General features: G+C 69.4%; 29 protein-coding genes. 19 read left to right on the plus strand and 10 right to left on the minus strand.

From position 1 onward, the window contains the following. Nucleotides 1-61: 61 nt before the first annotated feature. The 4 genes from tuf to rpsL all read right to left on the minus strand — a co-directional run bounded on the left by tuf (nt 62) and on the right by rpsL (nt 4,393). Complete coding sequence (tuf, locus tag AC3IF1_RS14495; protein WP_489216691.1) at nt 62-1,252, minus strand: elongation factor Tu; 1,191 nt, start codon at nt 1,250-1,252, stop codon at nt 62-64. Between the two features lie 58 nt (nt 1,253-1,310). Continuing rightward, complete coding sequence (gene fusA / locus AC3IF1_RS14500; protein ID WP_489218162.1) at nt 1,311-3,386, minus strand: elongation factor G; 2,076 nt, start codon at nt 3,384-3,386, stop codon at nt 1,311-1,313. A 30-nt stretch (nt 3,387-3,416) separates the two neighbouring features. After that, a complete protein-coding gene (gene rpsG, locus AC3IF1_RS14505) occupies nt 3,417-3,887 on the minus strand; it encodes a 30S ribosomal protein S7 (RefSeq protein ID WP_012319183.1) in 471 nt (156 codons plus the stop codon). A 134-nt stretch (nt 3,888-4,021) separates the two neighbouring features. Next, nucleotides 4,022-4,393, minus strand: a complete 372-nt coding sequence (gene rpsL, locus AC3IF1_RS14510; RefSeq protein WP_007557568.1) for a 30S ribosomal protein S12 — start codon at nt 4,391-4,393, stop codon at nt 4,022-4,024. A 1,104-nt stretch (nt 4,394-5,497) separates the two neighbouring features. On the opposite strand from rpsL, the gene AC3IF1_RS14515 reads away from it, so the two are divergent. The 14 genes from AC3IF1_RS14515 to AC3IF1_RS14580 all read left to right on the plus strand — a co-directional run bounded on the left by AC3IF1_RS14515 (nt 5,498) and on the right by AC3IF1_RS14580 (nt 13,352). Next, complete coding sequence (locus tag AC3IF1_RS14515; RefSeq protein WP_489218163.1) at nt 5,498-5,875, plus strand: hypothetical protein; 378 nt, start codon at nt 5,498-5,500, stop codon at nt 5,873-5,875. Between the two features lie 487 nt (nt 5,876-6,362). Next, nucleotides 6,363-6,731 carry a 50S ribosomal protein L14 gene (gene rplN, locus AC3IF1_RS14520; protein WP_007557579.1) on the plus strand — a complete coding sequence of 123 codons (369 nt, stop codon included), beginning with the start codon at nt 6,363-6,365 and terminating at the stop codon, nt 6,729-6,731. Then, nucleotides 6,731-7,045: a 50S ribosomal protein L24 gene (rplX, locus tag AC3IF1_RS14525; RefSeq protein ID WP_243965084.1), complete on the plus strand. Its 315-nt coding sequence runs from the start codon at nt 6,731-6,733 to the stop codon at nt 7,043-7,045. The genes rplN and rplX overlap by 1 nt, the downstream gene beginning before the upstream one ends. After that, entirely contained in the window at nt 7,038-7,604 is a 567-nt protein-coding gene (gene rplE, locus AC3IF1_RS14530; protein WP_243965083.1) for a 50S ribosomal protein L5, read from the plus strand. The genes rplX and rplE overlap by 8 nt, the downstream gene beginning before the upstream one ends. A gap of 40 nt (nt 7,605-7,644) precedes the next feature. Then, nucleotides 7,645-7,950 carry a 30S ribosomal protein S14 gene (gene rpsN, locus AC3IF1_RS14535; protein WP_243965082.1) on the plus strand — a complete coding sequence of 102 codons (306 nt, stop codon included), beginning with the start codon at nt 7,645-7,647 and terminating at the stop codon, nt 7,948-7,950. Nucleotides 7,951-7,960: 10 nt separating this feature from the next. Next, nucleotides 7,961-8,356, plus strand: a complete 396-nt coding sequence (gene rpsH, locus AC3IF1_RS14540) for a 30S ribosomal protein S8 (protein WP_243965080.1) — start codon at nt 7,961-7,963, stop codon at nt 8,354-8,356. A 22-nt stretch (nt 8,357-8,378) separates the two neighbouring features. Next, complete coding sequence (rplF, locus tag AC3IF1_RS14545; RefSeq protein ID WP_243965079.1) at nt 8,379-8,912, plus strand: 50S ribosomal protein L6; 534 nt, start codon at nt 8,379-8,381, stop codon at nt 8,910-8,912. 10 nt (nt 8,913-8,922) lie between these two features. Beyond that, nucleotides 8,923-9,285, plus strand: coding sequence for a 50S ribosomal protein L18 (gene rplR, locus AC3IF1_RS14550; RefSeq protein WP_238293230.1), 363 nt, complete (start codon nt 8,923-8,925; stop codon nt 9,283-9,285). A gap of 173 nt (nt 9,286-9,458) precedes the next feature. Then, the gene (gene rpsE / locus AC3IF1_RS14555) at nt 9,459-10,046 is read left to right on the plus strand and encodes a 30S ribosomal protein S5 (RefSeq protein WP_043355033.1); all 588 of its coding nucleotides are present in this window, start codon (nt 9,459-9,461) and stop codon (nt 10,044-10,046) included. A gap of 11 nt (nt 10,047-10,057) precedes the next feature. Beyond that, nucleotides 10,058-10,249: a 50S ribosomal protein L30 gene (rpmD, locus tag AC3IF1_RS14560; RefSeq protein WP_489218164.1), complete on the plus strand. Its 192-nt coding sequence runs from the start codon at nt 10,058-10,060 to the stop codon at nt 10,247-10,249. A 10-nt stretch (nt 10,250-10,259) separates the two neighbouring features. Further along, nucleotides 10,260-10,763, plus strand: coding sequence for a 50S ribosomal protein L15 (gene rplO, locus AC3IF1_RS14565; protein WP_489218165.1), 504 nt, complete (start codon nt 10,260-10,262; stop codon nt 10,761-10,763). Between the two features lie 153 nt (nt 10,764-10,916). After that, entirely contained in the window at nt 10,917-12,263 is a 1,347-nt protein-coding gene (gene secY / locus AC3IF1_RS14570) for a preprotein translocase subunit SecY (protein WP_489218166.1), read from the plus strand. 168 nt (nt 12,264-12,431) lie between these two features. Further along, entirely contained in the window at nt 12,432-13,034 is a 603-nt protein-coding gene (locus AC3IF1_RS14575) for an adenylate kinase (protein ID WP_243965074.1), read from the plus strand. 87 nt (nt 13,035-13,121) lie between these two features. After that, nucleotides 13,122-13,352: a hypothetical protein gene (locus tag AC3IF1_RS14580; RefSeq protein WP_489218167.1), complete on the plus strand. Its 231-nt coding sequence runs from the start codon at nt 13,122-13,124 to the stop codon at nt 13,350-13,352. Nucleotides 13,353-13,362: 10 nt separating this feature from the next. Here AC3IF1_RS14580 and AC3IF1_RS14585 read toward each other — a convergent pair whose 3' ends face one another. Continuing rightward, nucleotides 13,363-13,725, minus strand: coding sequence for a hypothetical protein (locus AC3IF1_RS14585; protein ID WP_489218168.1), 363 nt, complete (start codon nt 13,723-13,725; stop codon nt 13,363-13,365). Between the two features lie 249 nt (nt 13,726-13,974). On the opposite strand from AC3IF1_RS14585, the gene rpsM reads away from it, so the two are divergent. The 5 genes from rpsM to rplQ all read left to right on the plus strand — a co-directional run bounded on the left by rpsM (nt 13,975) and on the right by rplQ (nt 17,593). Beyond that, nucleotides 13,975-14,343 (plus strand): 30S ribosomal protein S13, encoded by a 369-nt coding sequence (rpsM, locus tag AC3IF1_RS14590; protein WP_012319166.1) that lies wholly within the window; start codon nt 13,975-13,977, stop codon nt 14,341-14,343. A gap of 171 nt (nt 14,344-14,514) precedes the next feature. Next, nucleotides 14,515-14,904 (plus strand): 30S ribosomal protein S11, encoded by a 390-nt coding sequence (gene rpsK, locus AC3IF1_RS14595; RefSeq protein WP_007557606.1) that lies wholly within the window; start codon nt 14,515-14,517, stop codon nt 14,902-14,904. Nucleotides 14,905-14,938: 34 nt separating this feature from the next. Next, complete coding sequence (locus AC3IF1_RS14600) at nt 14,939-15,811, plus strand: MBL fold metallo-hydrolase (RefSeq protein ID WP_489218169.1); 873 nt, start codon at nt 14,939-14,941, stop codon at nt 15,809-15,811. Between the two features lie 107 nt (nt 15,812-15,918). Next, nucleotides 15,919-16,938, plus strand: coding sequence for a DNA-directed RNA polymerase subunit alpha (locus AC3IF1_RS14605; protein WP_243920233.1), 1,020 nt, complete (start codon nt 15,919-15,921; stop codon nt 16,936-16,938). A gap of 244 nt (nt 16,939-17,182) precedes the next feature. Continuing rightward, on the plus strand, nt 17,183-17,593 hold the full coding sequence (gene rplQ / locus AC3IF1_RS14610; protein WP_243965067.1) for a 50S ribosomal protein L17: 411 nt from the start codon (nt 17,183-17,185) through the stop codon (nt 17,591-17,593). A gap of 157 nt (nt 17,594-17,750) precedes the next feature. On the opposite strand, the gene AC3IF1_RS14615 is transcribed toward rplQ, so the two are convergent. From AC3IF1_RS14615 to AC3IF1_RS14635, 5 genes are read right to left on the minus strand one after another with little or no spacing between them, the layout of a single operon-like run. Then, nucleotides 17,751-19,637, minus strand: coding sequence for a response regulator (locus tag AC3IF1_RS14615; RefSeq protein ID WP_489218170.1), 1,887 nt, complete (start codon nt 19,635-19,637; stop codon nt 17,751-17,753). After that, complete coding sequence (locus AC3IF1_RS14620; RefSeq protein ID WP_489218171.1) at nt 19,634-21,355, minus strand: response regulator; 1,722 nt, start codon at nt 21,353-21,355, stop codon at nt 19,634-19,636. Before AC3IF1_RS14620 ends, AC3IF1_RS14615 begins: the two co-directional genes overlap by 4 nt. Next, nucleotides 21,352-22,401, minus strand: coding sequence for a chemotaxis-specific protein-glutamate methyltransferase CheB (gene cheB, locus AC3IF1_RS14625; protein ID WP_489220392.1), 1,050 nt, complete (start codon nt 22,399-22,401; stop codon nt 21,352-21,354). The genes AC3IF1_RS14620 and cheB overlap by 4 nt, the downstream gene beginning before the upstream one ends. A gap of 14 nt (nt 22,402-22,415) precedes the next feature. After that, nucleotides 22,416-24,644, minus strand: a complete 2,229-nt coding sequence (locus AC3IF1_RS14630; protein ID WP_489218172.1) for a hybrid sensor histidine kinase/response regulator — start codon at nt 24,642-24,644, stop codon at nt 22,416-22,418. Between the two features lie 13 nt (nt 24,645-24,657). Further along, entirely contained in the window at nt 24,658-26,331 is a 1,674-nt protein-coding gene (locus AC3IF1_RS14635) for a methyl-accepting chemotaxis protein (protein WP_489218173.1), read from the minus strand. Nucleotides 26,332-26,361 lie beyond the last annotated feature (30 nt).

The raw sequence follows: 26,361 nt of genomic DNA on the forward strand, positions 1-26,361 counted from the left end.
GGACGGCGGGGAGTGCGGAGGCAAGCCCCCGCCGCGCCCTGCTAAGGATGCTTCTCTGCTATCAATCGTTGATGGCGGCGACGACGCCGGCACCGACGGTGCGGCCGCCCTCGCGAATGGCGAAGCGCAGCTTCTCCTCCATGGCCACCGGCACGATCAGCACCACGTCCATGGTCACGTTGTCGCCCGGCATCACCATCTCGGTGCCCTCCGGCAGGGTCACGATCCCGGTCACGTCCGTCGTGCGGAAGTAGAATTGCGGCCGGTAGTTCGTGAAGAACGGCGTGTGCCGCCCGCCCTCTTCCTTGGTCAGGATGTAGGCCTCGGCCTTGAACTTGGCGTGCGGCTTCACCGAACCCGGCTTGCACACGACCTGGCCGCGCTCCACGTCCTCGCGCTTCGTGCCGCGCAGCAGCACGCCGACGTTGTCGCCCGCCTGGCCCTGGTCGAGCAGCTTGCGGAACATCTCCACGCCGGTCACCGTCGTGGTCTGCGTGTCGCGGATGCCGACGATCTCCACCGTCTCGCCGACCTTCACGATCCCGCGCTCGACCCGGCCCGTCACCACCGTGCCGCGCCCCGAGATCGAGAACACGTCCTCGATCGGCATCAGGAACGGCAGGTCGATCGGCCGCTCCGGCTGCGGGATGTAGCTGTCGACGGTGGCCATCAGCGCCAGCACCGCCTCCTTGCCGATCTTGGGCTCCTTGTCCTCCAGCGCCATCAGCGCCGAGCCCTTGGTGATCGGGATGTCGTCGCCCGGGAAGTCGTACTTCGACAGGAGCTCGCGCACCTCGAGCTCGACCAGCTCCAGCAGCTCCTCGTCGTCGACCATGTCGACCTTGTTGAGGAACACCACCAGCGCCGGGACGCCGACCTGGCGGGCCAGCAGGATGTGCTCGCGGGTCTGCGGCATCGGGCCGTCGGCCGCCGACACCACCAGGATCGCGCCGTCCATCTGCGCCGCCCCGGTGATCATGTTCTTCACGTAGTCGGCGTGGCCGGGGCAATCGACGTGGGCGTAGTGCCGGTTGGCCGTCTCGTACTCCACGTGCGCCGTCGAGATCGTGATCCCGCGCGCCTTCTCCTCCGGCGCCTTGTCGATCTGGTCGTAGGCCGTGAACGTCGCCCCGCCCGTCTCGGCCAGGACCTTCGTGATCGCCGCCGTCAAAGACGTCTTGCCGTGATCCACGTGCCCGATCGTGCCGATGTTGCAGTGCGGCTTGGTGCGAGCGAACTTTTCCTTGCCCATCAGAGCCTCCTAAATTCGAATTCGTGTTGCGGATGAAGAGATGTCTAGGCGTAAAACCTTAGGCGTACTTGGCGATGACCTTGTCGGCCTCGCCGCGCGGCACCTCTTCGTAGTGGTCGAACTGCATCGTGAAGTTGGCGCGGCCCTGGGAGAAGGAGCGCAGCTGGTTCACGTAGCCGAACATGTTGGCCAGCGGCACCATCGCGTTGATGACGTTGGCGTTGCCGCGCATGTCCTGGCCCTGGATCTGGCCGCGGCGGGAGTTCAGATCGCCGATGACCGAACCGGTGTATTCCTCCGGCGAGACGACCTCGACCTTCATCACCGGCTCAAGCAGCACCGAGCCGCCCTTCTGCAGGGCCTCGCGGAAGGCGGCCCGGGAGGCGATCTCGAAGGCCAGCGCCGAGGAGTCGACGTCGTGGTAGGCACCGTCGATCAGCTCGACCTTCACGTCGACCACCGGGAAGCCGGCGAGCACGCCCGCGCCCAGGACCGAGTTCAGGCCCTTCTCGACGCCGGGGATGTACTCCTTCGGCACTGCGCCGCCGACGATCTTCGACTCGAAGGCGAAGCCGGCGCCCGGCTCGTTCGGCTCGACCACGAACTTCACGCGAGCGAACTGGCCGGTACCGCCGGTCTGCTTCTTGTGCGTGTAGTCGATCTCCTGACGACGGGTCAGCTTCTCGCGATAGGCCACCTGCGGCTGGCCGATATTCGCGTCGACCTTGTAGGTGCGGCGCAGGATGTCGACCTTGATGTCCAGGTGGAGCTCGCCCATCCCCTTGAGGATGGTCTGGCCCGATTCCTGGTCGGTGGAGACGCGGAACGACGGATCCTCGGCGGCGAGCTTCGCCAGCGCGATGCCGAGCTTCTCCTGGTCGGCCTTAGACTTCGGCTCGACGGCGATCTCGATGACGGGCTCGGGGAACTCCATCTTCTCGAGGATCACAGCCTTCTGCGGATCGCAGAGGGTGTCGCCCGTGCGGGTATCCTTGAGACCGGCCAGGGCGACGATGTCGCCGGCGAAGGCCTCCTTGATGTCCTCACGGTTGTTGGCGTGCATCAGGAGCATGCGGCCGACGCGCTCCTTCTTGTCGCGCGAGGAGTTGAGCACGTTAGCGCCCGAATCGACCTTGCCCGAATACACGCGGCAGAAGGTGATCGTGCCGACGTGGGGATCGTCCATGATCTTGAAGGCGAGCATGGAGAAGGGATCCGAATCCGTCGGGTGACGGACGGTCTCTTCCTCGGTCTTGAAGTCGATGCCCTTGATCTCGCCGCGGTCGGCCGGGGAGGGCAGGTAATCCACGACGGCGTCGAGGAGCGGCTGCACGCCCTTGTTCTTGAAGGCCGAGCCGCACAGCACCGGATGGAAGGCGCGCAGCTGCACGGCCTTGCGCACGAGCTTGCGCATGCTGGCCTCGTCCGGCTCGGTGCCGTCGAGGTAGGCGCCCATGGCCTCGTCGTCGAGCTCGACACAGGCCTCGACCAACTTGGTCCGATACTCGACGGCCTGATCCTTCAGGTCGGCCGGGATCTCGATCTCGTCGAAGTTGGCGCCCAGCGCCTCGCCCGACCAGACGATCGCCTTCATCTTGATGAGGTCGATCACGCCCTGGAAGTTCGACTCGGAACCGATCGGCAGCTGCAGGCACACCGGCTTGCCGGCGACGCGGTCGATGATGTCGGCCACGCACTTGAAGAAGTCGGCGCCGATCTTGTCCATCTTGTTGACGAACACGACGCGCGGCACGTCGTACTTGTCGGCCTGGCGCCACACGGTCTCGGTCTGGGGCTCGACGCCCTGGTTGCCGTCAAGCACACACACGGCGCCGTCGAGCACGCGGAGCGAACGCTCCACCTCGATGGTGAAGTCGACGTGGCCGGGGGTGTCGATGATGTTCAAGCGCTTGTCGCGCCAGAAGCACGTCGTCGCGGCGGACGTGATCGTGATGCCACGCTCCTGCTCCTGCTCCATCCAGTCCATCGTGGCGGCGCCCTCATGGACCTCGCCGATCTTATGGGACTTTCCGGTGTAGTAGAGGATCCGCTCCGTGGTCGTGGTCTTGCCGGCATCGATGTGGGCCATGATGCCGAAGTTGCGGTAGTCCTCGATCGCGTGCGTGCGGGGCATCGGATTGCTCCTGAGAGACGGCGGAACCGCTTACCAGCGGTAGTGCGAGAAGGCGCGGTTGGCTTCCGCCATCCGGTGCGTGTCTTCCCGCTTCTTGACGGCGTTGCCGCGGTTGTTGGCGGCGTCGAGCAGCTCGGCGGAGAGCCGCTCGACCATGGTGCGGTCGTTGCGCGACCGGGCGGCCTGGATCAGCCAGCGGATCGCCAGGGCCTGGCGGCGCTCGGTGCGGACCTCGACCGGGACCTGGTAGGTCGCGCCGCCGACGCGGCGGGAGCGGACCTCGATCATCGGGGCGACGTTGTCGAGGGCGGCGCGGAACACCTCGATCGGGTTGGCGCGGGCGCGGTTCTCGACGATGTCGAAGGCACCGTAGACGATCCGCTCGGCGGTCGACTTCTTGCCCTCGTACATGATCGAATTCATGAACTTCGTCAGCACCACGTCCCCGTACTTCGGGTCCGGGATGATCTCACGCTTCTCGGCAGAGTGGCGACGGGACATCTCTTACAACTCTCAAACGAGTCTGACTTAAGCACCCCGCGCAGGCCGCCTTGGCTTTCCGGAGAAAGCCGGCGACATCCTTACGAGGCCGTGGAAACGCTTGGAAACGACCGGATAAACTCCGGTCGCCGGTCTTACTTCGGCCGCTTGGCGCCGTACTTGGAGCGGCGCTGCTTGCGGTTCTTCACGCCCTGCGTGTCGAGCACGCCGCGCAGGATGTGGTAGCGCACGCCCGGAAGATCCTTCACGCGGCCGCCGCGGATCATCACCACGGAGTGCTCCTGAAGGTTGTGGCCCTCGCCCGGGATGTAGCCAATCACCTCGAAGCCGTTGGTCAAGCGGACCTTGGCGACCTTACGAAGGGCCGAGTTCGGCTTCTTCGGGGTCGTCGTGTAGACCCGGGTGCAGACGCCGCGCTTCTGCGGGCAAGCGTCGAGCGCCGGAACCTTGTTGCGGCTCCGCTGGATCTTCCGCGGCTGGGCGATCAGCTGGTTGATCGTCGGCATCCTGTGCCCTCTTCCTCGGTCACCTTGGCCGGATTGCCCAGGGCAATCCGCAAAACGAATATGCGCCGGAGGCCCTGTCATGGACCCTCGGCGCGGTGTGGGTAGAGGAGCACGCCCGAAACGGACGCGCTCGTACCTACGGATCTGACTTACAGCGTCAGGCGATTTGATCCCTCGGTGCGCGGGCGATGGCGACGGTTTCCGAGGGCAAACCCGAGGGACCGTCGGCAGCCGACGGCCGTCCGAAGTGGACGCGCTTCTAGACGCGGTTGCCCGGCAGGTCAATGCACCGAGGGCAGAAATCTGCGCCGCGCAGGAGGTTAAAGATCGGTCAAGGCGCGGTGACGCGCCTGACGAACGTGCCCGATTTCGAATAATCCGCCGCGACCACCGGGGTCGTCAATCTCGGGCGATTCGATCCGCGGTGGGATGCCGGCGAGCACGGCGTGATGGGAGGGGTACGCCCCGGCACATTGGCGGATCACGTCGAGCGGCCGGTCTCCGGCACGGTCTTTCCGGTTCTGGCGAAGATCGGCCTTTCGGACCTCCGGAGGCCCGCGCCCCGGCAACTCCAGCGGTTCTGAGCAGGGTGGATCGGATCTGAGTCGTCAGCCTGTTCGGCGACGCCCTGGCGCTTACCGGGTGCGGTGACACAACGCTGACGTTCATTCCGGAGATCGCGTCGGCTCGATCCACATTCGGCAATGCCGGAACAGCACCACGTATCGTTGAAAGGCCTCCTTTCGGCTCGCGGGATCTGACGGTCGAACGAGAGAGGCGGACGATCTTCAATGCAAAACCTCTCGTCGACTTTAGAACTGCTTACGCACACGAGGGCCGGTGTGATGTGAGTCGGATCGGCGGGGAGCGGCGATTCTCTCGGCGCCTTCGACTGTCCCATCTCCGCCGCGTTGTATCTCCCCACGCGGTGCCGCGTTCGGAGCCGCAGGATCCGGGTCGCAACGGCGTGTCGCGCCGGTACCGTGCCGGATCGGGGCAGGGGCGCGCCGTCACGGTCTACGGAAGATTAAAGCGATCCGTCGAAATGTCGCGATCGTCGGGCGGCCGGAAGGGTGCTCCGGGTTCGCGTCAAGGATTCTGCGTATGGGTTGCGTCGCCGTCAGCAACGTCGTTCCGTTCCGGCGGCCCATCCCCGCCCAGGCCCCCAGTGAGCGGGACGCGCGGGATCGCCGCCGCAGCGAGCAGCGGTCGCTGCTGGACGCGGTCTATGCCACCGGCAGCATGGTCCTGGCGGCCGACGACCGCGCGACCAAGCTCACGGCCTCGCGCCTCCAGGTCTACGGCTTCCTGGCGATCGAGGAGCTGCGGGCGGATGGGACCGTCCGGCGGCTGCGTCCCTCCGAGGCGATCCGCGCCCGCTCCGAGCATCCCTGGCGCCTGTCGAAACCCGCCTGCGGCACGGCGGTGACCATTCCGAGCCTGGAAGGCTTCCTGTTCGAGCCGGCCGGCCAGCCTGCCTGATCGCCCCCGTTATCGGGCTTCGGCGATCCCGACTCGTCGAGGCCCCCCGCAGGAAGGCTCGACGCGCCACGATGCGCGCCGGTCATATCTGTCCCGCCAGGCGCGTCCCGCGTAACGGGCCAGCCCCGTTCCCGGCGGCGATCTTTTCCCGACGATCGAACGCCGACTCCGTAGGCGTATTGCCCGTAGCCGGTCGGGCCGGGGCCGCAGTCCGCCGACCGTAAAACCGCGTCACCGCCGCGCCCGCGCCCTTCGGATTACGGTCCGTCACGCTTGCCATCGCCGGCTGAGCGTAGTATGCGCCCGGCCTTCGCGACATTTCCGATGGGTGCTCGCACCCTGCGAACGCGGTGACCGCGCCGGTGTCTCACGACACCGCCAGCGCGGTCGAACACATGAGCCGGGGATTTAACATCCCCATCAGGCGTCGTCCGCCGGGCAATACCGCCCGTGTGCGGAAACCCGCCTGAAACAAGGAGTCCCGCACGTGATCCAGATGCAGACGAATCTGGACGTCGCCGACAACTCGGGTGCACGCCGTGTGATGTGCATCAAGGTTCTCGGCGGGTCGAAGCGCAAATATGCCGGCGTCGGCGATGTCATCGTCGTCTCCGTGAAGGAGGCGATCCCGCGCGGTCGCGTCAAGAAGGGCGATGTCATGAAGGCGGTCGTCGTTCGGACGGCCAAGGCCGTGAAGCGCGTCGACGGATCGGTGATCCGCTTCGACAAGAACGCCGCCGTTCTGATCAACAATCAGAAGGAGCCGATCGGCACCCGCATCTTCGGACCGGTGCCGCGCGAGCTGCGCGCGCGAAACCACATGAAGATCATCTCCCTGGCCCCGGAGGTGCTGTGATGGCCGCGAAGATCAAGAAGGGCGACACGGTCGTCGTGCTCACCGGCCGCGATACCGGCCGCTCGGGCGAGGTGATCCAGGTTCTGCCGAAGGAAGGCCGGGCCTTCGTGCGCGGCGTCAACCTGGTCAAGAAGCACCAGAAGCAGACCCAGAACCAGGAAGGCGGCATCATCTCCAAGGAGGCCGCCATCCAGCTCTCGAACATCGCGGTCGCGGATGCCAACGGCAAGCCGACCCGCGTGGGTTTCCGCATCCTCGAAGACGGGCGCAAGGTCCGGTTCGCCAAGACCACGGGGGATCAGATCGATGGCTGAGGCCGACAAGAACGCCTACACCCCGCGTATGCGCAAGCATTACGATGAGGTGGTTCGCCAGAAGCTCATCGAGGAGTTCGGCTACAAGAACCCGATGGAAGTGCCGCAGATCACGAAGATCGTGATCAACATGGGCGTCGGTGAATCCACCGCGGATTCGAAGAAGGCCACCGTTGCGGCGGGCGACCTCTCGCTCATCGCCGGCCAGAAGCCGGTGATCACCCGGGCCCGGAAGGCCATCGCGACCTTCAAGGTCCGCGAGGGCATGCCGATCGGCTGCAAGGTGACGCTGCGCAAGCAGCGCATGTACGAGTTCATGGATCGGCTGATCACCATCGCGCTGCCGCGCGTGCGTGACTTCCGGGGCCTGAATCCGCGCTCGTTCGACGGCCGCGGCAACTACGCGCTGGGTCTCAAGGAGCACCTCGTGTTCCCGGAGATCTCCTACGATAAGGCCGAGCAGACTTGGGGCATGGACATCGTCGTGGCGACCACCGCCAAGACCGATGCCGAAGCCAAGGCCCTGCTCGCCGCCTTCCAGTTCCCGTTCCGGCAGTGAGGCCCTCGGGCCTCAGACGCGGACACCGGAGATAGATCCCATGTCGAAGAAAAGCTCAGTCGAGAAGAACGAGGCCCGCAAGGCGCTGGTGAAGCGCTTCGCGGCCAAGCGGAAGGCGCTCCTCGAGATCGCCAACAACGATGGCCTCGAGATGGAGGAGCGCTTCGAGGCGCGCCTCAAGCTCGCGGAACTGCCGCGCAACTCGTCGGCCACCCGGATCCGCAATCGCTGCGGCATCACCGGCCGTCCGCGCGCCTTCTACCGCAAGATGGGCATCTCGCGCGTGGCGCTGCGCGAGCTTGGCAACCGGGGGCTGATCCCCGGCCTGGTCAAGTCGAGCTGGTAAGGAGGTCCCCATGGTCAACGATCCCGTGGGCGACATGCTCACCCGCATCCGCAACGGCCAGCTGCGCCGTCGCAACGTGGTCCAGACGCCCGGCTCGCGCCTGCGCGCCAGCGTCCTCAACGTGCTGAGGTCCGAAGGTTACATCCGCGACTACGCGGCCACCGACCTCGGCAACGGCCGCACCGAGTTCGCCATCGAGCTCAAGTACTACGACGGCCGCCCGGTGATCCGCGAGATCAAGCGCGTGTCGAAGCCCGGCCGCCGGGTCTACTCGTCGGTCGGCGAGTTGCCGCACGTGGCCGACGGCCTCGGCGTCACCATCGTTTCCACCCCGCAGGGCGTCATGGCCGACCACGAGGCGCGCGAGCGCAACGTTGGCGGTGAAGTGCTCTGCACCGTGTTCTGATCGGGACGGAGGAGGTTATCCCATGTCTCGCGTAGGCAAGAAGCCCGTTCCCGTGCCGGCCGGCGTCACCGCCACCGTCACGGGCCAGACCGTCAAGATGAAGGGCTCCAAGGGCGAGCTGGAATTCGTCGTCCCCGCTCTGGTGAGCGTGGCGATGAAGGACGGCGCCATCGCCGTGGAGCCGGTCAACCAGTCCAAGCCGGCGCGGTCCCTGTGGGGCACGTCGCGGGCGCAGATCGCCAACATCGCCGAGGGCGTGTCGAAGGGCTTCGAGAAGAAGCTCGAGATCACGGGCGTCGGCTATCGTGCGGCGATGGCCGGCAAGGCGCTCAAGCTTTCGCTCGGCTACAGCCACGACATCGAATACGCGATCCCCACGGGGATCACGATCGTTACCCCGAAGCCCACCGAGATCACGATCACCGGGATCAACCGCCAGCAGGTCGGTCAGGTCGCCGCCGAGATCCGCGATTACCGCGGACCCGAGCCCTACAAGGGCAAGGGCGTGAAGTACGCGGGCGAGTTCATCTTCCGCAAGGAAGGCAAGAAGAAGTAAGGAGGGCATCATGTCTCGCAAGCTCGAAGCCCTCGATCGCCGCAAGGCGCGCGTCCGCCGCGCGCTGCGGGCGGCCGCCAACGGCCGTCCGCGGCTCTCGGTGTTCCGCTCGTCGAAGCAGATCTACGTGCAGGTCATCGACGACGCGGCCGGCAAGACGCTGGCCGCCGCCTCGTCGATCGACAAGGCACTCAAGGGCGAACTCAAGACCGGCGCCGACGTCGCCGCCGCCAAGGCGGTGGGCAAACTCGTCGCCGAGCGCGCCAAGGCCGCGGGCGTCACGAAGGTGATCTTCGACCGCTCCGGCTACATCTATCACGGCCGCGTCGCGGCCGTCGCCGAGGCCGCCCGCGAAGGCGGCCTGGAGTTCTGAGGAACCTCTCTTCCCCCCTTGCGGGGAGGAGCCGGAGGTCGGGGTGGTGCGGGCGAGGCACTCCGGTGCCGTCTGCACCACCCCCACCCCTTACCCCTCCCCACACGGGGGAGGGGAAAATCGAGCGAGCGGGTCTTCGGGCCTGCGCCAGTGAGATGAACAGGTAGAAAACGATGGCACGTGAACGGGAAGGCGGGGGCCGCGGCCGCCGCGACGATCGCGAGGAGCGCGACAGCGAGTTCGTGGACAAGCTGGTCCACATCAACCGCGTCGCCAAGGTGGTGAAGGGCGGCCGTCGCTTCGGATTCGCGGCCCTCGTCGTCGTTGGCGACCAGAAGGGCCGCGTCGGCTTCGGCCACGGCAAGGCCCGTGAGGTGCCGGAGGCGATCCGCAAGGCCACCGAGGCGGCCAAGCGCGGCCTCATCCGCGTTTCGCTCCGCGAGGGCCGGACCCTGCACCACGACGTCAACGGACGTCACGGCGCCGGCAAGGTGATCCTCCGCGCGGCCCCGCAGGGCACCGGCATCATCGCCGGCGGTCCGATGCGCGCCGTGTTCGAGACGCTGGGCATGCAGGACGTGGTCGCCAAGTCGCTGGGTTCGTCGAACCCCTACAACCTTGTGCGCGCCACCTTCGAGGCGCTCAAGAACGAGGACAGCCCGCGCTCCGTGGCGGCCCGCCGCGGCATCAAGGTGTCGACGCTCCAGTCGCGCCGCCGCGATGCCGACCCGGCCGACCAGTCCGAAGCCGCGGTCGCGTAAGGGAGGGTCCGATGGCACAGAAGACCGTCCGTATCGAACAGATCGGCTCGCCGATCCGCCGCGAGGCCAGCCAGCGCCAGACGCTGATCGGCCTCAAGCTCAACAAGCTCCACCGCGTGTCCCAGCTGGAGGATACCCCCTCCGTGCGCGGCATGATCCGCAAGGTTGCGCACCTCGTGCGCGTCCACGGCGACGTGGCGTGAGGAGGTTCCGATGAAGCTCAACGAGATCAGCGACAATCCCGGCGCCACCAAGGACCGGATGCGTGTCGGCCGGGGCATCGGCTCCGGCAAGGGCAAGACCGCGGGCCGCGGCGTGAAGGGTCAGAAGGCCCGGACCGGCGTGTCCATCAAGGGCTTCGAGGGCGGTCAGATGCCGCTCCACCGGCGCCTGCCGAAGCGCGGCTTCAACAACCTCTACGCCCAGGATCTGAACGAGGTGAACCTCGGCCGGATCCAGGAGGCGGTCGACGCCGGCAAGCTCGACAAGGCCGCCACCGTGACGGTGGAGAGCCTCGTCGCCGCCGGCATCATCGCCCGTCGCCGTGACGGCGTGAAGCTGCTCGGCGTCGGCGAGATCACCGCGAAGCTCAGCTTCGAGGTGACCCGCGCCTCCAAGTCCGCCGTCGAGGCGGTCGAGAAGGTCGGCGGCTCGGTCAGCGTCGTCCACGCCCAGGGTGTCTCCACCCGCGGCGGCAGCGAGGCGGCCACGGCCTGACGGCGGCCGAAGGGGCGGCCGCGGGACCCGTTGCGCGGGCTCCGCGCACCCTTTAAGCCACTCCTTCGAGCGGCGGCCCTGCGACCACGCGGGCCGCCGCTTTCATTTCATCCGGGCCCGATCGCCCGGCGACATGTCCAGGACGCGACGCTTATGGCCTCAGCCGCCGAGCAGCTTGCCGCCAATCTCAATTTCGGCGCGATCGCCAAGGCCGATGAGCTGAAGAAGCGCATCTGGTTCACCCTCGGCGCGCTCGTGGTGTTCCGGCTGGGCACCTACATCCCGATCCCCGGCATCGACCCGGAGCAGTTCGCCCGGAACTTCCAGCAGCAGTCCGGCGGCGTGCTCGGCCTGTTCAACATGTTCTCGGGCGGCGCCGTCGAGCGCATGGCGATCTTCGCCCTCAACATCATGCCGTACATCTCGGCCTCGATCATCGTGCAGCTCCTGACCTCAGTGATCCCGAGCCTGGAGGCACTGAAGAAGGAGGGCGAATCCGGCCGCAAGGTCATCAACCAGTACACCCGCTATCTGACGGTGGTCCTGGCCCTGGTGCAGTCCTGGGGCATCGCCATCGGCCTGCAGAGCTCGTCGGCGGCCATCGATCCCGGCCCGTTCTTCCTGGCCTCGACGGTGATCACGCTGACCGGCGGCACCCTGTTCCTGATGTGGCTCGGTGAGCAGATCACCTCGCGCGGCATCGGCAACGGCTCGTCGCTGATCATCTTCGCCGGCATCGTCGCCCATCTGCCGGTGGCGATCGCGGGCGCCCTCGAACTCGGCCGCACCGGCGCGCTGTCGCCGGCGATCATCCTGGGCGTGGCCGTGGCCGCGGTGGCGCTGGTCTACTTCATCGTGTTCATGGAGCGCGCCCAGCGCCGGCTCCTGATCAATTACCCGAAGCGCCAGGTCGGCAACCGCATGTACGAGGGCCAGACCTCGTTCCTGCCGCTCAAGCTCAACACCTCGGGCGTGATCCCGCCGATCTTCGCCTCGTCGCTGCTGCTCCTGCCGGCCACCGCCGCGAGCTTCTCGGCCAATGGCGGCAGTGCCGGCTGGCTCGGCACGGTCACGGCCTATCTCGGCCATGGCACGCCGCTGTTCCTGGTGCTCTACGCGGCGCTGATCATCTTCTTCACGTTCTTCTACACGGCGGTGGTGTTCAATCCGCAGGAGACGGCCGACAACCTGAAGAAGCATGGCGGCTTCATCCCGGGCATCCGCCCGGGCGAGCGCACCGCGGCCTTCATCGACAAGGTGCTGACCCGCATCACCGTGATCGGCGCCCTGTACCTGACCCTTGTCTGCCTGTGCCCGGAGATCCTGTCGTCCTACGCCTCGGCGAGCCTGGGCTTCGGCGGCACCTCGCTGCTGATCGTGGTCTCGGTGACGATGGATACGGTGGCGCAGATCCACGGGCACCTGATGGCGCATCAGTACGAGGGCCTCGTGAAGAAGGCCAAGCTGCGTGGCGCCTCGACCACGCAACGCCGGCGCTGACCCTGCTACAGAGGCGGCCCGGCATTAAGAACGCGCCGGCCTCTGGCACCAAGGTCCGGATGCTTCCGTGGCCCGGACCGGCTAGAAAACCCAGACCCAGGCGATGCCAGGGAGGCTTCGCCACCGCCGCTTGTGCCCGACCGTGTCGGGACGGACGAGGATAACGCCATGCGCATCATTCTGCTCGGGCCGCCCGGTGCGGGGAAGGGGACGCAATCCGAGCGGATCGTGCAGCGCTTCGGGATCCCGCAACTCTCCACCGGCGACATGCTGCGCGCCGCCGTCGCGGCCGGCACCCCGGTCGGGCTCGAGGCCAAGGCGGTGATGGAAGCGGGTGGCCTCGTCTCCGACCGGATCGTGGTCGGGATCGTCGCCGACCGGATCGAGGAGCCGGACGCCCGGCGTGGCTTCATCCTCGACGGCTTCCCGCGCACGGTGGCACAGGCGAAGGCCCTGGAGGCCATGCTCGACGGCAAGGGCCTCACCCTGTCGGCGGTGATCGAGTTGAAGGTGGACGAGACGGCGCTCGTCGGCCGGATCGAGCGGCGGGCCGCCGAGACTCAGGCCCGCGGCCAGGCCGTCCGCAAGGACGACACGCCCGAGGTGTTCAAGCAGCGCCTGGAGGCCTACCGCGCGCAGACGGCCCCGCTCTCGGCCTACTATGCCGGGACGGGCATGCTCGAGACCATCGACGGCATGCAGCCGATCGACAAGGTCACGGCCGACCTGATGGCGGTCCTGGAGCCGCACGAGGAACCGGTCGCTTCGTAGGGGCCTGCCGATCGCCGGTTGGACCCTTCTTCCGAACGCGTCACACCTCTGCGGGTTTGACGGGTGCAACGGCGATCGGACACCCCCATGCCCCTGCGCATCGTCGCCATTGCAGCCCTTCTGTTCGCCGTCGCGTTCCCGATCTTGCCGGCCGCGGCGCAGAGTCCGGCCCAATCCTTCGTTTACGGGCAGAAGCGGTTCAAGCACGCCTGCCGCCCGCCGCTCAAATACGCCGCGGGGACCTGTGTCCGCCGCTGCCCGGCCGGCTACCGGGATACGGGCGGCTATTGCCGCTTGCAGAAACAGGGATTTCGCTGACGCACGGCCGTCAGAGATCCGACCGGCGTTCGCGGTGGAGCGCGCCGAAGAAGTTTACGATATCCATTTGGAGCGACCGGCGGCCGAACAGGCGCAGCGGGAAGCCCTCGGTCGTATCGGCGCGCAGCTCGATCATCGCCGTCATGGCGTTGTACCGGAATACGATCCTGCGGCCCGCGAAGGTCGCCCAAAGCAGGCCGGGGCCGCCGTCCTGGCTCTGGAGCGCGATGGAGCCGGGCTCGGCCTCGGCGAGGATTCCGCCGATCACCGCCATCACGACCGGCGCCACCTCGTCCAGGGTTTCAGTGGCAGCCCGCAGCACGGCCTCCGCGAAGGCCCGCAGGGTGGCGCCGTCACTGGTCACAATCGTCATCCCTGCTCCCGTTTCCCCGCTTCGGCCCCGCACGCGACGCATGGCGGCACGAGGATTCGGGGTTCAGTCGTTGACATCGGCCCGCACGCACGCTAGCAGGCCCTCCTTCGTCCAGCCGAACGATGGTCTGCGGTGCCCTGTCCAGGGCTGCCTGCGGGCCGCGTCGTCGTTTCACGTGCGCAGGGGCCGGCCTCCACCGGACGCGCACGGCACCGGCCCGGATCCCCGGGCCCGACATGGAGAGTGATCGTGGCTCGTATCGCAGGCGTCAATATCCCGACCAACAAGCGCGTCGTCATCGCGCTCCAGTACATTCACGGCATCGGCGCCAAGAAGGCCGAGGAGATCACCCAGAAGGTGAACATCCCCGCCGAGCGCCGGGTCAACCAGCTGACCGACGCCGAGGTTCTCCAGATCCGCGAGACGATCGACCGGGACTACCTGGTGGAAGGCGACCTGCGCCGCGAAGTCTCGATGAACATCAAGCGCCTGATGGATCTCGGCGCCTATCGCGGCCTGCGTCACCGCAAGCAGCTGCCCGTCCGCGGCCAGCGCACGCACACCAACGCCCGCACCCGCAAGGGCAAGGCGAAGCCGATCGCCGGCAAGAAGAAGTAAGTCCTGCCCCTGGAAGGTCGTGCGTCGCGCGGCCTTCTTCCGTCGCGCTGGGTGTCCCGCAACGGCCCCGGCACAGGCTCGACCGCCCTGCACGGGCGCCGCAGCCAAGTCCCAAGAAGAATCCCGAGCGCCTGGAATTACGGGCGCGCTTGAAGGAAGAGTGAGACCCGAATGGCCAAGGAACCGCAACGCGTCCGTCGCCGCGAACGCAAGAACATCGTGTCGGGCGTCGCCCACGTGAACGCCTCGTTCAACAACACGATGATCACCATCACCGACGCGCAGGGCAACACGATCTCGTGGTCGTCGGCCGGCGCCATGGGCTTCAAGGGCTCGCGGAAGTCGACGCCCTACGCCGCGCAGGTCGCTGCCGAGGACGCCGCCCGCAAGGCCTCCGAGCACGGCATGCGCACCCTCGAGGTCGAGGTGTCGGGCCCGGGTTCGGGTCGTGAATCGGCCCTGCGCGCCCTCCAGGCCGCGGGCTTCACGGTGACCTCGATCCGCGACGTTACCTCGATCCCGCACAACGGCTGCCGCCCGCGCAAGCGGCGCCGGGTCTGATCGAAGCCGGCGAAACCCTTTGACGGAGAAGCACATGACAGGATCGAAGCCGCTTCCGGGCGTGCTGCGTTGGAACCTCGGCGACCTCACGGTCACCGCGCTCAACGACGGCTGGTTTCAGGCGAGCCTCGATCTGGTCACGGGCATCTCGAAGGAGGAGGCCGGGCGGCTGCAGCGGGCCGGCTTTCGCACCGAGCAGCCCAAGATCACGCTGAACGCCTTCCTGATCACGGGCCCCGGCCTCAAGCCGACCCTGATCGACACGGGCTACGGCGATCTGGCGCCGGCTCCGACCCTCGGCCGGGCCGGGGCGGCGCTCGCGCTCACCGGCGTCGCGCCGGAAGAGATCGGCACGGTGCTCGTCAGCCACCTGCACCCCGACCATGTGGGCGGGCTCGTGAAGGACGGGGCGGCGCGCTACCCGAACGCCGAGATCGTGCTGCACGCCGACGAGGCCGCGCATTGGCTTCCGGACGAGGCGCTCGCCAAGGCGCCCGAGGGAGCCAAGCCCTATTTCGAGGGCGCGCGGAAGGCGGTAGCGCCCTATGCGGGTCGGGTGCGCGAGCACCGGGGCGGCGAGGTGCTTCCTGGGATCACGGCGGTCCACCTGCCCGGCCATACGCCGGGCCATTGTGGGTTCCGCATCGTCTCCGGTGGACAGGCGCTGATGATGTGGACCGACGTGGTGCACATGCCGGCGATCCAGTTCAAGAACCCGGAGGCCGGCGTCGGCTTCGATGTCGACGGCGATCAGGCGCGGGAGACGCGCAAGACGATCCTGGACGAGGTGGCCCACGAGCGGACGCTCATCGCCGGCGGCCATCTCGAATTCCCGGCCCTCGGCTACGTCGACCGGGACGGGGCGGGCTACAGCTTCGTGCCGGCCCTCTGGGTCGGCGGCGAATAACAGACAGTGAATTCAGGGACCGTCCGGAGCGCCAGGGGACTGCGCCGGACGGCCGAAGCACGGGGGACGGGCGTCGCGGGTCCCGGGCATGGACGAGAGGTAGGATCGTGGTCATTCAGAAGAACTGGCAGGAACTGATCAAGCCGAACAAGCTGCAGGTCACGACCGGCGACGACCCCAAGCGGGTTGCCACCGTCGTCGCCGAGCCGCTCGAGCGCGGTTTCGGCACGACGCTCGGCAACGCCCTGCGCCGGGTGCTCCTGTCGTCCCTCCAGGGCGCGGCCGTGACCTCGGTGCAGATCGACGGTGTGCTGCACGAGTTCTCGTCGATCCCGGGCGTGCGTGAGGACGTCACCGACATCGTCCTCAACATCAAGACCATCGCGATCCGCTCGCAGACGGACGCACCCAAGCGCATGACCCTGCGCAAGACCGGGCCGGGCCTCGTCACCGCCGGGGACATCGGTACGGTCGGCGACATCCAGATCCTGAACCCCGAACTCGTGATCTGCACGCTCGATGACGGCGCCGAGATCCGGATGGAGTTCACGGTCGCCACCGGCAAGGGCTACGTCCCGGCCGAGCGCAACCGCCCGGAGGACGCACCCATCGGCCTGATCCCGGTGGATGCGCTGTTCTCGCCGGTCACCAAGGTCAGCTACCGCGTCGAGACCACCCGCGAGGGCCAGGATCTCGACAAGGACAAGCTGACCATGACGGTCGAGACCAACGGCGCGGTCTCGCCGGAGGATTCGCTCGCCTACGCGGCGCGGATCATCCAGGACCAGCTGCAGGTCTTCGTGAACTTCGAGGATCCGCGCAAGGAAGAGGCCGCTCCGCTCGCGCCGCAGCTGCCCTTCAACCCGGCGCTGCTCAAGAAGGTCGACGAGCTGGAGCTGTCGGTCCGCTCGGCGAACTGCCTGAAGAACGACAACATCGTCTACATCGGCGATCTCATCCAGAAGTCCGAGGGCGAGATGCTGCGGACCCCGAACTTCGGCCGCAAGTCGCTCAACGAGATCAAGGAAGTGCTCGCCGGCATGGGCCTGCACCTCGGCATGGACATCCCCGGCTGGCCGCCCGAGAACATCGAGGATCTCGCCAAGCGCTTCGAGGAGCACTATTAGGCCGGACTTCCCAGCTCCGCCCTCATCCTGAGGTGCCGGAGCGCAGCGGGGGCCTCCAAGAAGGCCTCCGGTAACCACAGCGATCCCTGGAGCCCTCCTTCGAGGCCCGCTGACGCGGGCACCGCAGGATGAGGGTTCCGGGTTGGAATTCCCGCCGCGGGGTCATGCGGAATGAACAGCCCCGCTCTCGGGGCGCCCGGCCGTACCGTGGCACGGCGGCCGAGACCAGAAGGAAGCCAGAACCATGCGTCACGGTTATCGCGGTCGCCGTTTCAACCGCACCGCCGAGCATCGCAAGGCGATGTTCGCCAACATGTCGGTCGCGCTGCTGAAGCACGAGCAGATCGTCACCACCCTACCCAAGGCCAAGGACCTACGTCCCGTGGTCGAGAAGCTGATCACGCTGGGCCGCATCGACAGCGTCCACACCCGCCGTCTCGCCATGGCGCAGCTGCGCGATGCCGACATGGTCAAGAAGCTCTTCACCGTGCTCGGCCCGCGCTACAAGGGCCGTCCGGGTGGTTACTGCCGCATCATGAAGGCGGGCTTCCGCCAGGGCGACAACGCTCCGCTGGCAGTGATCGAATTCGTCGACCGCGACGTCGAGGCCCGCGGCAAGGATTCCGGTCCGAGCCAGGTTGCCGAGGCGGCCTGATCCATCACGGGGGCGCCATTCGGCGTCCCTGGTCAAACGCGAGAAGCCGCTCCGGGCCATCCGGGGCGGCTTCTCGCGTTTGAGGGTCCACCATGTCTCCGGAACCCGGGCGCTACAGGGCCCGCGGAGGGACGCTGAACCGGGCAAATGGGCCAGCTCAGCGGGGCCGGCTATCGGCCTGATCGAGGAGCGTGCCGACCCGGTCGGCGAGGTCGGCCGAGCGGAACGGCTTGGACAGGACCGGCAGATCATCGGGGATCTGCATGGCGTCTGCATGGCCGGTGAGGATCAGCACCGGCAGGCTCGGGGTCCGGTCGCGGATCGCGGCGGCGAGCTCGACGCCGCTCATGCCCGGCATGGCCAGGTCGGCCACGACGATGTCAAAGCGGTCGCGGTCGAGGTCGCGTAGGGCGGCCGCGCCGTCGGCCGCCTCCGTCACGCTGTGGCCGAAGCCGGTGAGGAACGAGGCCGTAACATGCCGGACCTGAGGATCGTCGTCGACGATCAGGATCCGTGCCCGCCGGCCGGAGATGGGCGCCGGATCGGCCACCGGGGCGACCCGCTCTGGCCCGGCCTCCGCGAAGGGGAGCGCCAGCTCGACGCGGGTGCCGCGGCCGACCGCGCTGTCGATCACCAGCCGGCCCTTCGATTGCTGCGCGAGGCCGAACACCATGGCGAGCCCGAGCCCCGTGCCCTGGCCGACCGCCTTCGTCGTGAAGAACGGCTCGCACACCCGGCGCAGGATCTCCTCCGGAATGCCGGTGCCCACATCGGTCACGCTGATGCCGAGATAGGCGCCGTCGGCGATCTCGGGATCCCCGCTGATGCCGAGGCGCCGGGTCGCCACCGTGATGGTGCCGCCCTCGGGCATGGCGTCCCGGGCGTTGATGCACAGGTTGAGCACGGCGAGTTCGAGCTGTTCGGGATCGACCTGGACCGCCGGCTGGCCGTCCTCCAGGTCGGTCCGCACGGTGACGAGGCCGCCGAGGCTGCGCCCGAACAGGTCGCTCATCCCGACGATCAGGGCGTTCACGTCGACAGCCCGGGCCTGCAGATCGTGGGCCCGGCTGAAGCTGAGGAGCCGCTTCGTGAGGGAGGCGCCGCGCTCGGCCGCCCCGCGGGCGTTCTCGATCAGGCGCTGGACCCGGGGCTCGCCCGCGACCTTCGGGGCGGCCAGTTCCAGGCTGCCGAGGATCGCGGTCAGCAGGTTGTTGAAGTCGTGGGCGATGCCGCCGGCCAGGGTGCCGAGCGCCTGCATCTTGTCGGACTGGCGCAGCCGCGCCTCCAGGCTCCGCTGCTCGGTGACGTCCCGCTCGATCACCGCCAGGTGGCTGATCGCGCCGCCCGCGTCGCGGATCGGCACCCGGGTGACGTGGCTCCACTGCTCGGCCCCGGTCGGGCCGTCGCTGGTGAGGGTCTCGGCCACCGTGCCGGCCCGGATCGCCGCCGCGTCCGCCTCGGTCGCCGGAATGCCCGGAGCGCCGAGGACCTCGTCCTCGCGCCGCCCGAGGCAGGCGGCGACGTCACGGCCGAGCAGCGCCGCCTTGCGGGCGTTCAGACGCACGAAGCGGCCGTCCGCGTCCTTGAAGCTGATCGCGTCCTGGGCGTGATCGAGGAGGCCGCGGAGCAGCGCGCGCTCGGTGGCGAGGTCCCGGCCGAGGCGGTGGCGCTCGAAGGCCTGCCGCACGGTCGAGCGCAGCAGGCCCGCATCCCAGGGCTTCGTCACGTAGCCGACGATGCCGCCGCGGTTGAGGGCGGCGATCACCGCGGTGATGTCTGCATAGCCGGTGAGCAGGATCGCCTGCGCGTCGTGGAAGCCGCGGGCCTCGGCGAGCAGAGCATCGCCGGTGAGGCCGGGCATGCGCTGGTCCGAGAGCACCACGGCGATGTCGGGCTCGGCGCGCAGGATCTCCAGCGCCTCGGCGGGGCGCGAGGTCGTCAGCACCCGGTAGGAATCCTCGAACAGGTCCTCCAGGGCGATCAGGATGTCCGGCTCGTCGTCGACGGCCAGGATCGTCCCTACACCTGCCGTACCGTCACTCATGCACTGGCTGCCTGCCGCGGGATCCCGATCACGAAGCAGGCTCCCCCACCCGGCGCCGTCTCCACGGTGAGCGAGCCGCTATGCGCCTGAACGACGCTGTAGGCAATCGCCAAGCCGAGGCCGGTCCCCGATCCCACCGGCTTGGTCGTGAAGAACGGCTCGAAGATCTTCTCGCGCAGGGTATCCGGAATGCCGGGACCGGTATCGCTGATCCGGATCTCGTCGAGATCCGGGCTCGAGCAGGTCGTGATTCGAACCGTGCCGCCCGCCGGCATGGCGTCGGCGGCGTTGCCCAGGATGTTCATCACCACCTGGTTGAGCAGCGCCGGGGTGCAGTGGATCTCGGCCCGGCCCGCGAAGGTGCGCTCCACCGCGATCCGGTCGCCGAGCTTGTGCTGGATCAGGGCGAGCACGGTCTCGATCGCCTCCGGTACGTTGACGAGCGCCCGCTCGCCCTCGTCGAGGCGCGAGAACTTCCTCAGGTTCAGCACGAGGTCCTGGATGCGGGTCAGGCCCATCCGCATCGAGCCGACCCGCTGGCGCGCCTTCTCGACGAGGCGCCCGGCGGTCTCCGGCGGCGCCTCGGGCAAGTCGCCGAGCAGGCGCTCGACCGTGCCCTGATGGGCCAGGATGAAGGCCAGGGGATTGTTGATCTCATGGGCGATGCCGGCCACGAGTTCGCCGAGCGAGGCCATCTTGGCGGCCTGGACCAGCTTGGCCTGCGCGTCGGTGAGCTGCCGGTTGGCGTCGGCGAGGTCGCGGTTGGCCCGCTCCAGGGCGTCGGCGAGCCGGGCCCGGGCCTCCGCCGCCTCGGCCTCGGCCCGGGCGCGCTCCACCGCCCGCTCGCGCTCGCCGAACTGGCCGGCGATGCGCCGGTCGTCCTCTTCCAGCAGGCGGCGGCGCACGAAGCCGCGGACCCGCAGCGCCAGGACCTCGGCATCGGTCTTGGCGATGACGTCGTCGGCGCCGGCCGCGAAGGCCTCGACCAGGAAATTCTTGGCCGGATCGCTGCCGGCGATGCCGACGAGGTGGAAGCCGGCCCCGGCCGCCCGGCCGGCCCGGCGCTGGCTGATCGCCCGGCACAGGGCGAGCCCGTCATAGGCGTGGCCCAGGAGATCGACCGTGACGCAGTCGAAGGCCTCGCCCCCCGCATCCCCGTCCAGGGCGGCGAGCGCCGCCTCCGGCCCGTCGGCGCTGGTCACGTGGTGCCCGTCCTGGCTCATCAGGCCGGCCAGGAAGGTCCGGTAGGTGGCGCTGCCGTCGATCACCAGGATCCGGCCGCGCCGGAAGGCGGCCGCCCCCGGGCCTTCGCCGTCGCCGGCCGAGCGGCGCTCGCGCAGCAGGGCGCGGATGCGCAGGATCATCAGGTCGCGGTCGGCGGATTTCGGCAGGTAGGCGTCGGCGCCGCTCTCCAGCCCCTGGCGCTCGCCGCCGGTGCCGCCCGTGAGCATCAGCACCGGCAGCGCCCGGGTGCGCAGGGACAGGCGCATCTGCCGGATCAGCTCGTCGCCGTTCATGCCCGGCAGGTGGTAATCGGCCACCACGAGGTCGGGCTGGCTGCGATTCAGGTGATCGAGGGCGGTCTCGGACGAGGCGCAGCGTTCCACCGAGAAGCCGTGGGCCTCCAGGAGCAGGCGCAGCTCCAGGGCCTGCGTCTCCGAATCCTCCACGAGCAGGATCCGGGCGGGCCCCTCGGGCGAACCGGCCGATTCCGTCACGGCCGCGCCCCCGGTTCGACGAGGCGCAGGACGTGGTCGGCGACCCGGTCGAGGGGGAGGATGGCCCGGGCCGCTCCGAGCCGCACCGCCGCCGCCGGCATGCCGTAGACCACCGCGGTGCTCTCGTGCTCGGCCACGGTCTGGGCGCCGGCCTTCTGCATGTCGGCGAGGCCCACGGCCCCGTCCTCGCCCATGCCGGTCAGGAGCACGCCGATCCCGGAGGCTCCGGCCTGCCGGGCCATCGAGCGGAACAGAACGGTGGCGGCCGGCCGCTGCCCCGAGACCGGCGCCGAATCGATCACCCGGAGGATCCGGCCCGAGCCGATCTCCAGATGCCGGTCCCCCGGCGCCACGTAGACGCGGCCGGGCTCGGCCCGCTCCCCGTCCCGGGCCAGCCCGACCGGCAGGGTCACGACGCTGTCGAGCCAGCTCGCGAACCCGTCCATGAAGGCGGGGCCCATGTGCTGGACCACCAGCACCGGCAGGGGAAAGGTCCGCGGCAGGGCACCGATCACCCGGGCCAGGGCCGGGGGGCCGCCCGTGGAGGCCGCGATCCCGAGGAGGCTGGGCGCCTGTCCGGGCATCTCCGCCGGCATCGGAGAGACCGCGGCGGTGGTGCGTCCGGCCCATTCCGCGCCGATCGGGCGGCGGCGGATCACCGGCACCTGGGCCATGATCCGCAGCTGCGTGCAGATCTCGCCGGCCACGCCCTCGTAGCCGGCATGGGTCGTGGCCACGGGCTTCTCGACCACCGACAGGGCCCCGGCCCGGAGCGCGTTCATGGAGATGCGGAGCGACGAATCCTCGACCGAATCCGCCACCACGACGATCGGGGTCGGATGCTCGGCCATGATCCGCCGGGTGGTCTCCAGCCCGTCGATGCCGGGCAGGCGGATATCCATCGAGATGACGTCGGGCCGGGCGGTCCGGAGCCGGTCGAGCGCCTCCTCGCCGGAGGCGACCGCGGCGACGATCTCGAGCCGCGGATCGCGCGAGACGATGTGGCGGAGGAGCTCGCGCACCACGAGACTGTCCTCCACGAGCATGACGCGGACCGGGGTCACAGGAGCTGTCCGATCGTGTCGAGGAGCTGGCGCTGGTCGAATTTCTGCTTGGTCAGGTACGCGTCGGCGCCGAGGTCGAGGCCCCGGGCCACGTCGGCGGCGTCCCCGCGGGAGGTCATCAGGATCGTCGGCAGCCGGGCGAACCGCTCGTCGGCCCGCAGCGCCTGGACCAGGCCGAACCCGTCGAGGCGCGGCATCTCGACGTCGGCGAGGACGAGGTCCACGGGCTCGATCTCGGCGCGCAGCCGTTCGAGGGCGTCCTGGCCGTCGACGCAGACGACCACGCGGTAGCCGGCGGCTTCCAAGATGCCCTTCTCCAAGGTCCGGGTGGTGATCGAATCATCGACGACCAGGATGGTCGCCCGCGCGGCGGCCCGCGATGCGGCATCACCCGTCGCGCGTGTCGTCGAACGTGGGGCTTGCCCCATCGTTCCGAACGCCGGTGCCACAGCCGCCCGCGCCGCGAGCCCGTCGGGGTCGAGGACCAGCACCGGGACGTCGCCGGGCAGGATGGCCGTGCCGGCGATCAGGCCCGGATCGGCCCCGAAGGCGGGGGCCGGGAGGACGAGGAGCGAACGGACATCGTGCAGGCGATCGACGGCGAGCGCCAGCCGGCCGCCCCCGGCCCGCAGCACGACGGCCAGCAGGGTCTCGGACTCCTCCGGCGCTGCGGGCTGGCCCAGGAGCGCGGCGAGCGCGCTGACCGGGTGGCTGGTGGCCGCGTCGCCCGCGCCGAGCCGCAGGATCGTGCGTCCCATCGCCACCGGCAGGTCGGCCCGCTTCAGGCGCAGCAGGCGCTCCACGCTGCCCCCCGGCAGGGCGTAGCTGCGGCCCCCCGCCTCGACCAGGAGCAGGCTGCGCCGGGCGGCCGAGAGCGGCAGGGTGAAGACCAGGGCGGTGCCGGCGGGTGCGCGCGGCTCCAGGCGGACGCTGCCAAGGAGCTGGCGGGCCGCATCCGCCGCCACCGCGAGTCCGTAGCCGCGCCCCGACAGGGTGTCGACCGCCTCCGCGGTGGAGAAGCCGGGCTCGAAGACGAGGCGCAGCAGGGTCTCGGGATCGGCGCCCGCCCCCGGGGCGAGGAGGCCGCTCTGCCGGGCCACGGCCTCGATCCGGGCGAGATCCGGACCGGGCCCGTCGTCGAACACCGTGACCTGGAGCCGGGCGCCGCGCACCGCCACCTCGAGCCCGAGCGCCAGGGCCTCGGGCTTGCCGGCGGCCCGGCGCCGCTCCGGGCTCTGCCAGCCGTGGCTCAGGGCGTTGCGCAGGGCGTGGAGCAGCGGGTCCTTCAGCGCCTGGAGGGTGCCGCGCTCCACGGGCAGGTCGAGGCCGCGCAGGTCGAGATCGACCTCGCGGCCCTGTTCCCGGGCGGTCTCGCGCAGCGACCGCGCCAGCGGGGCCAGCACCGTCTCGGCCGGGACCAGGGCGAGGCGCTCGGCGGCGGTGCGGACCCGGGCGGCGGCGCCCTCGATCCCGCTGGCGACGGCGGCCTGGCGCCGGGACAGGTCCGAGGCCTCCCGGGCGAAGCTGCCGATCTCGGCCGCGAAGGCGCGCCATTCGGGCCGCTCCGACTCCGCCCCGGCGGCGAGCGCCTCCGCGCCGGCGCGCAGGTCCCGGGCGAGCCGGGCCAGCCGCGCGAGGCTCTCGGCCGCCGACAGGCGGCCGGCGAGGGTGCTGGTGAGGTCGTGGCTCGCCCGGACCACGGCCTCCACGGCCTCGCCGGGCACCCGCAGGAAGGCGGCGGCGGGATCGGCCGGCTCCGGCGGCGGCGCGGGAGCGACCGGCTCCGGAGCCGGGCCGGAGGGCCGCGGCGGTTGGGGCGGCGGCCCGGCCGCCGGTGCGGCCTGCGACGCCTCGTCCGGGAGCCCGAGGACCTGGCCCAGGGCCGCCAGGGCATCGGCCGGCATGGCGGGTCCGGCGCCGTCCTGGAGCCCGGCCACGTAGGCCTCGATCCGGTCGAGGGCGAGGTGGACGGCGTTGGCCGCGTCCCGGTCGAGGGCGGTCGCGCCGGTCCGGACCTTCTCGAACAGCGTCTCCAGGCGGTGGGCGACCGCCTCGACGGCGGGCAGATCGACGGCGCGCGAGGCGCCCTTCAGGCTGTGGGCGCGGCGGAACACGTCGTTCCAGTCCGGGGCGGCGCTGCCGAGCGCCCCGCGGATCGCCGTGATGTGCTCCCGGTGCTCGACATCGAAGGCGGCGAGCAGGAGCTGGCGGATGTCCTCGGGCAAGGCGCGGCCAACCTCAGTGGCGGTATCGTTCGGCGAGCGCCATGAGCGCCTGGGCGAGTTCGGTGAGGTTGGCCGAGGCGGTCTCGACCTGGCGGGTGCCGGCCGCGGTCTGCTGGCTGGCCTGCCGGATGTTCTGGAGCGCGCCCATGACCTGCTCGATGCCGAGCTGCTGCTGGTTGGTCGAGGCCACGATCTGCTGGAAGGTCTGCACGTTCTCCTCCACCCGGGCGGTGATCTCCTCGATGGTCCGCTGCGTCGTGTCCGAGCGGGTCTTGCCGGACGCGGCCCGCTTGACCGCCTCCTCGGTGAGCATCACCGAGGTGTTGATCCCCCGTTGGATCTCCCCCAGAAGCCCGCGCACCTGCCCGGTGGCCGCCTTCGCCTGGTCGGCCAGAAGCTTCATCTCGGACGCCACCACCGCGAAGCTGCGCCCGCTCTCCCCGGCCGCGGCCGCCTCGATGGCCGCGTTGAGCGCCAGCAGGTGCGTGCGCTCCGAGATGTCGTTGACCGTCTCGATGATGTCCCCGATCGTCTGGGTCTTCTCCGACAGGCCGACGATGTTGCCTGCCACAGCCTCCGCCTGCTCCCGGATCGCCTCCATCGCCCGGGCGGTGTCCGAGACCGCCCGCAGGCCCTGCCGCGAGGTCTGCGCGGTCGCCTGGGCGGTGGCGATCACCTCGGTCGCCCGCTTGCTGATCTGCGCCCCCGAATGCGTGATCTCGTCGACCGTAGCGGCGGTCTCCTGAACGGCCGCAAATTGCTGCTCCACCGAGGCCGCCTGCTCCTGCGCCGACGCCCGGATCTCCGCCGCCGCCGCGTTCAGGTCGGCCGTCGCCGCACGGTTGGTCCGCGCAAGCTCCGAAAGCCCCGAAACCATCGCGTTCAGCGTCCCCGCTAGACGACCGACCTCGTCCTGCCCGAGATTCTCCAGCCGGCCCGACAGGTCGCCGTCCCCGACCCGGCCCACGAAGGCCATGACGGTCTCCAGGGGGCGCACCACCGCGCGGCTGATCAGCCACGTGATCAGGATCGCCAGCAGCACCGCAGCGGCGAGGGTCAGGTAGATCGAGAGACGCGAGCGGTCGTAGACCTGTTGGACGGCGCGCTGACCCAGGGCCATGCCGCCGTCGAGCAGGCTCCTGAGAGTCTTGATCCCATCGAGGAAGGGCGCTTGGAGGCGGGTGATCTCGTCGTTGCGGGCCTCCACCGCGGCGGCATCCCGCGCGGCGATGGCGGCGAACTGCAGCTCGCTGAGGCTCCTGACGTCCCGGAAGGCGCGCTGGACCTCGCCGACCGCCGTGATGATCCGATCCCAGGACGCGACGCGCTCGGGGGAGGCCGAGGCAGCCCGGTACTCGGTGGCGAGCTGGACCGTGGTGGCGAGCCGATTCTCCACCTGGGTGGCGGTCTGGCGCCACGCAGCCGCGATGTCGTCGGTGCGGGCCGGCCGCCCCTGGCTCTGGGTCAGCATGGCGATCACGGCGCTGCGGCGGAGGAGCCCGAGGTCGCGGGCCTCGTTGCCGAGGTCGTCGAGCTGGCGCAGCACGGTCATGTCGCGCCGTACGATCGCGTCGGTCGTGTCGCGCACCGCCCCGATCTGCTCCAGCGCGTAGAGCCCGAGCGCCATGATCACCACCGTGACGGCGAAGAAGCCGAGGAGGATGCGTCGTCCGATCGACAGAATCACGGGCGGGGCTGGCTCCGGTTTGGGGGTGCG

The sequence above is a fragment of the Methylobacterium sp. E-012 genome, from assembly GCF_057836545.1.

Bases quoted from the DNA above. Each gene is read 5' to 3' on its own strand.
- rpsH (WP_243965080.1), top strand. From the start codon at position 7,961: ATGGTCAACGATCCCGTGGGCGACATGCTCACCCGCATCCGCAACGGC.
- rpsG (WP_012319183.1), bottom strand. From the start codon at position 3,887: ATGTCCCGTCGCCACTCTGCCGAGAAGCGTGAGATCATCCCGGACCCG.
- rplR (WP_238293230.1), top strand. From the start codon at position 8,923: ATGTCTCGCAAGCTCGAAGCCCTCGATCGCCGCAAGGCGCGCGTCCGC.
- rplE (WP_243965083.1), top strand. From the start codon at position 7,038: ATGGCTGAGGCCGACAAGAACGCCTACACCCCGCGTATGCGCAAGCAT.
- AC3IF1_RS14515 (WP_489218163.1), top strand. From the start codon at position 5,498: ATGGGTTGCGTCGCCGTCAGCAACGTCGTTCCGTTCCGGCGGCCCATC.
- secY (WP_489218166.1), top strand. From the start codon at position 10,917: ATGGCCTCAGCCGCCGAGCAGCTTGCCGCCAATCTCAATTTCGGCGCG.
- rplX (WP_243965084.1), top strand. From the start codon at position 6,731: ATGGCCGCGAAGATCAAGAAGGGCGACACGGTCGTCGTGCTCACCGGC.
- rpmD (WP_489218164.1), top strand. From the start codon at position 10,058: ATGGCACAGAAGACCGTCCGTATCGAACAGATCGGCTCGCCGATCCGC.
- AC3IF1_RS14600 (WP_489218169.1), top strand. From the start codon at position 14,939: ATGACAGGATCGAAGCCGCTTCCGGGCGTGCTGCGTTGGAACCTCGGC.
- cheB (WP_489220392.1), bottom strand. From the start codon at position 22,401: ATGCTCGTGGAGGACAGTCTCGTGGTGCGCGAGCTCCTCCGCCACATC.
- rplQ (WP_243965067.1), top strand. From the start codon at position 17,183: ATGCGTCACGGTTATCGCGGTCGCCGTTTCAACCGCACCGCCGAGCAT.
- tuf (WP_489216691.1), bottom strand. From the start codon at position 1,252: ATGGGCAAGGAAAAGTTCGCTCGCACCAAGCCGCACTGCAACATCGGC.
- AC3IF1_RS14585 (WP_489218168.1), bottom strand. From the start codon at position 13,725: ATGACGATTGTGACCAGTGACGGCGCCACCCTGCGGGCCTTCGCGGAG.
- AC3IF1_RS14580 (WP_489218167.1), top strand. From the start codon at position 13,122: ATGCCCCTGCGCATCGTCGCCATTGCAGCCCTTCTGTTCGCCGTCGCG.
- rpsL (WP_007557568.1), bottom strand. From the start codon at position 4,393: ATGCCGACGATCAACCAGCTGATCGCCCAGCCGCGGAAGATCCAGCGG.
- rplF (WP_243965079.1), top strand. From the start codon at position 8,379: ATGTCTCGCGTAGGCAAGAAGCCCGTTCCCGTGCCGGCCGGCGTCACC.
- rpsK (WP_007557606.1), top strand. From the start codon at position 14,515: ATGGCCAAGGAACCGCAACGCGTCCGTCGCCGCGAACGCAAGAACATC.
- fusA (WP_489218162.1), bottom strand. From the start codon at position 3,386: ATGCCCCGCACGCACGCGATCGAGGACTACCGCAACTTCGGCATCATG.
- AC3IF1_RS14575 (WP_243965074.1), top strand. From the start codon at position 12,432: ATGCGCATCATTCTGCTCGGGCCGCCCGGTGCGGGGAAGGGGACGCAA.
- AC3IF1_RS14615 (WP_489218170.1), bottom strand. From the start codon at position 19,637: ATGAGTGACGGTACGGCAGGTGTAGGGACGATCCTGGCCGTCGACGAC.
- rpsE (WP_043355033.1), top strand. From the start codon at position 9,459: ATGGCACGTGAACGGGAAGGCGGGGGCCGCGGCCGCCGCGACGATCGC.
- rpsN (WP_243965082.1), top strand. From the start codon at position 7,645: ATGTCGAAGAAAAGCTCAGTCGAGAAGAACGAGGCCCGCAAGGCGCTG.
- rplO (WP_489218165.1), top strand. From the start codon at position 10,260: ATGAAGCTCAACGAGATCAGCGACAATCCCGGCGCCACCAAGGACCGG.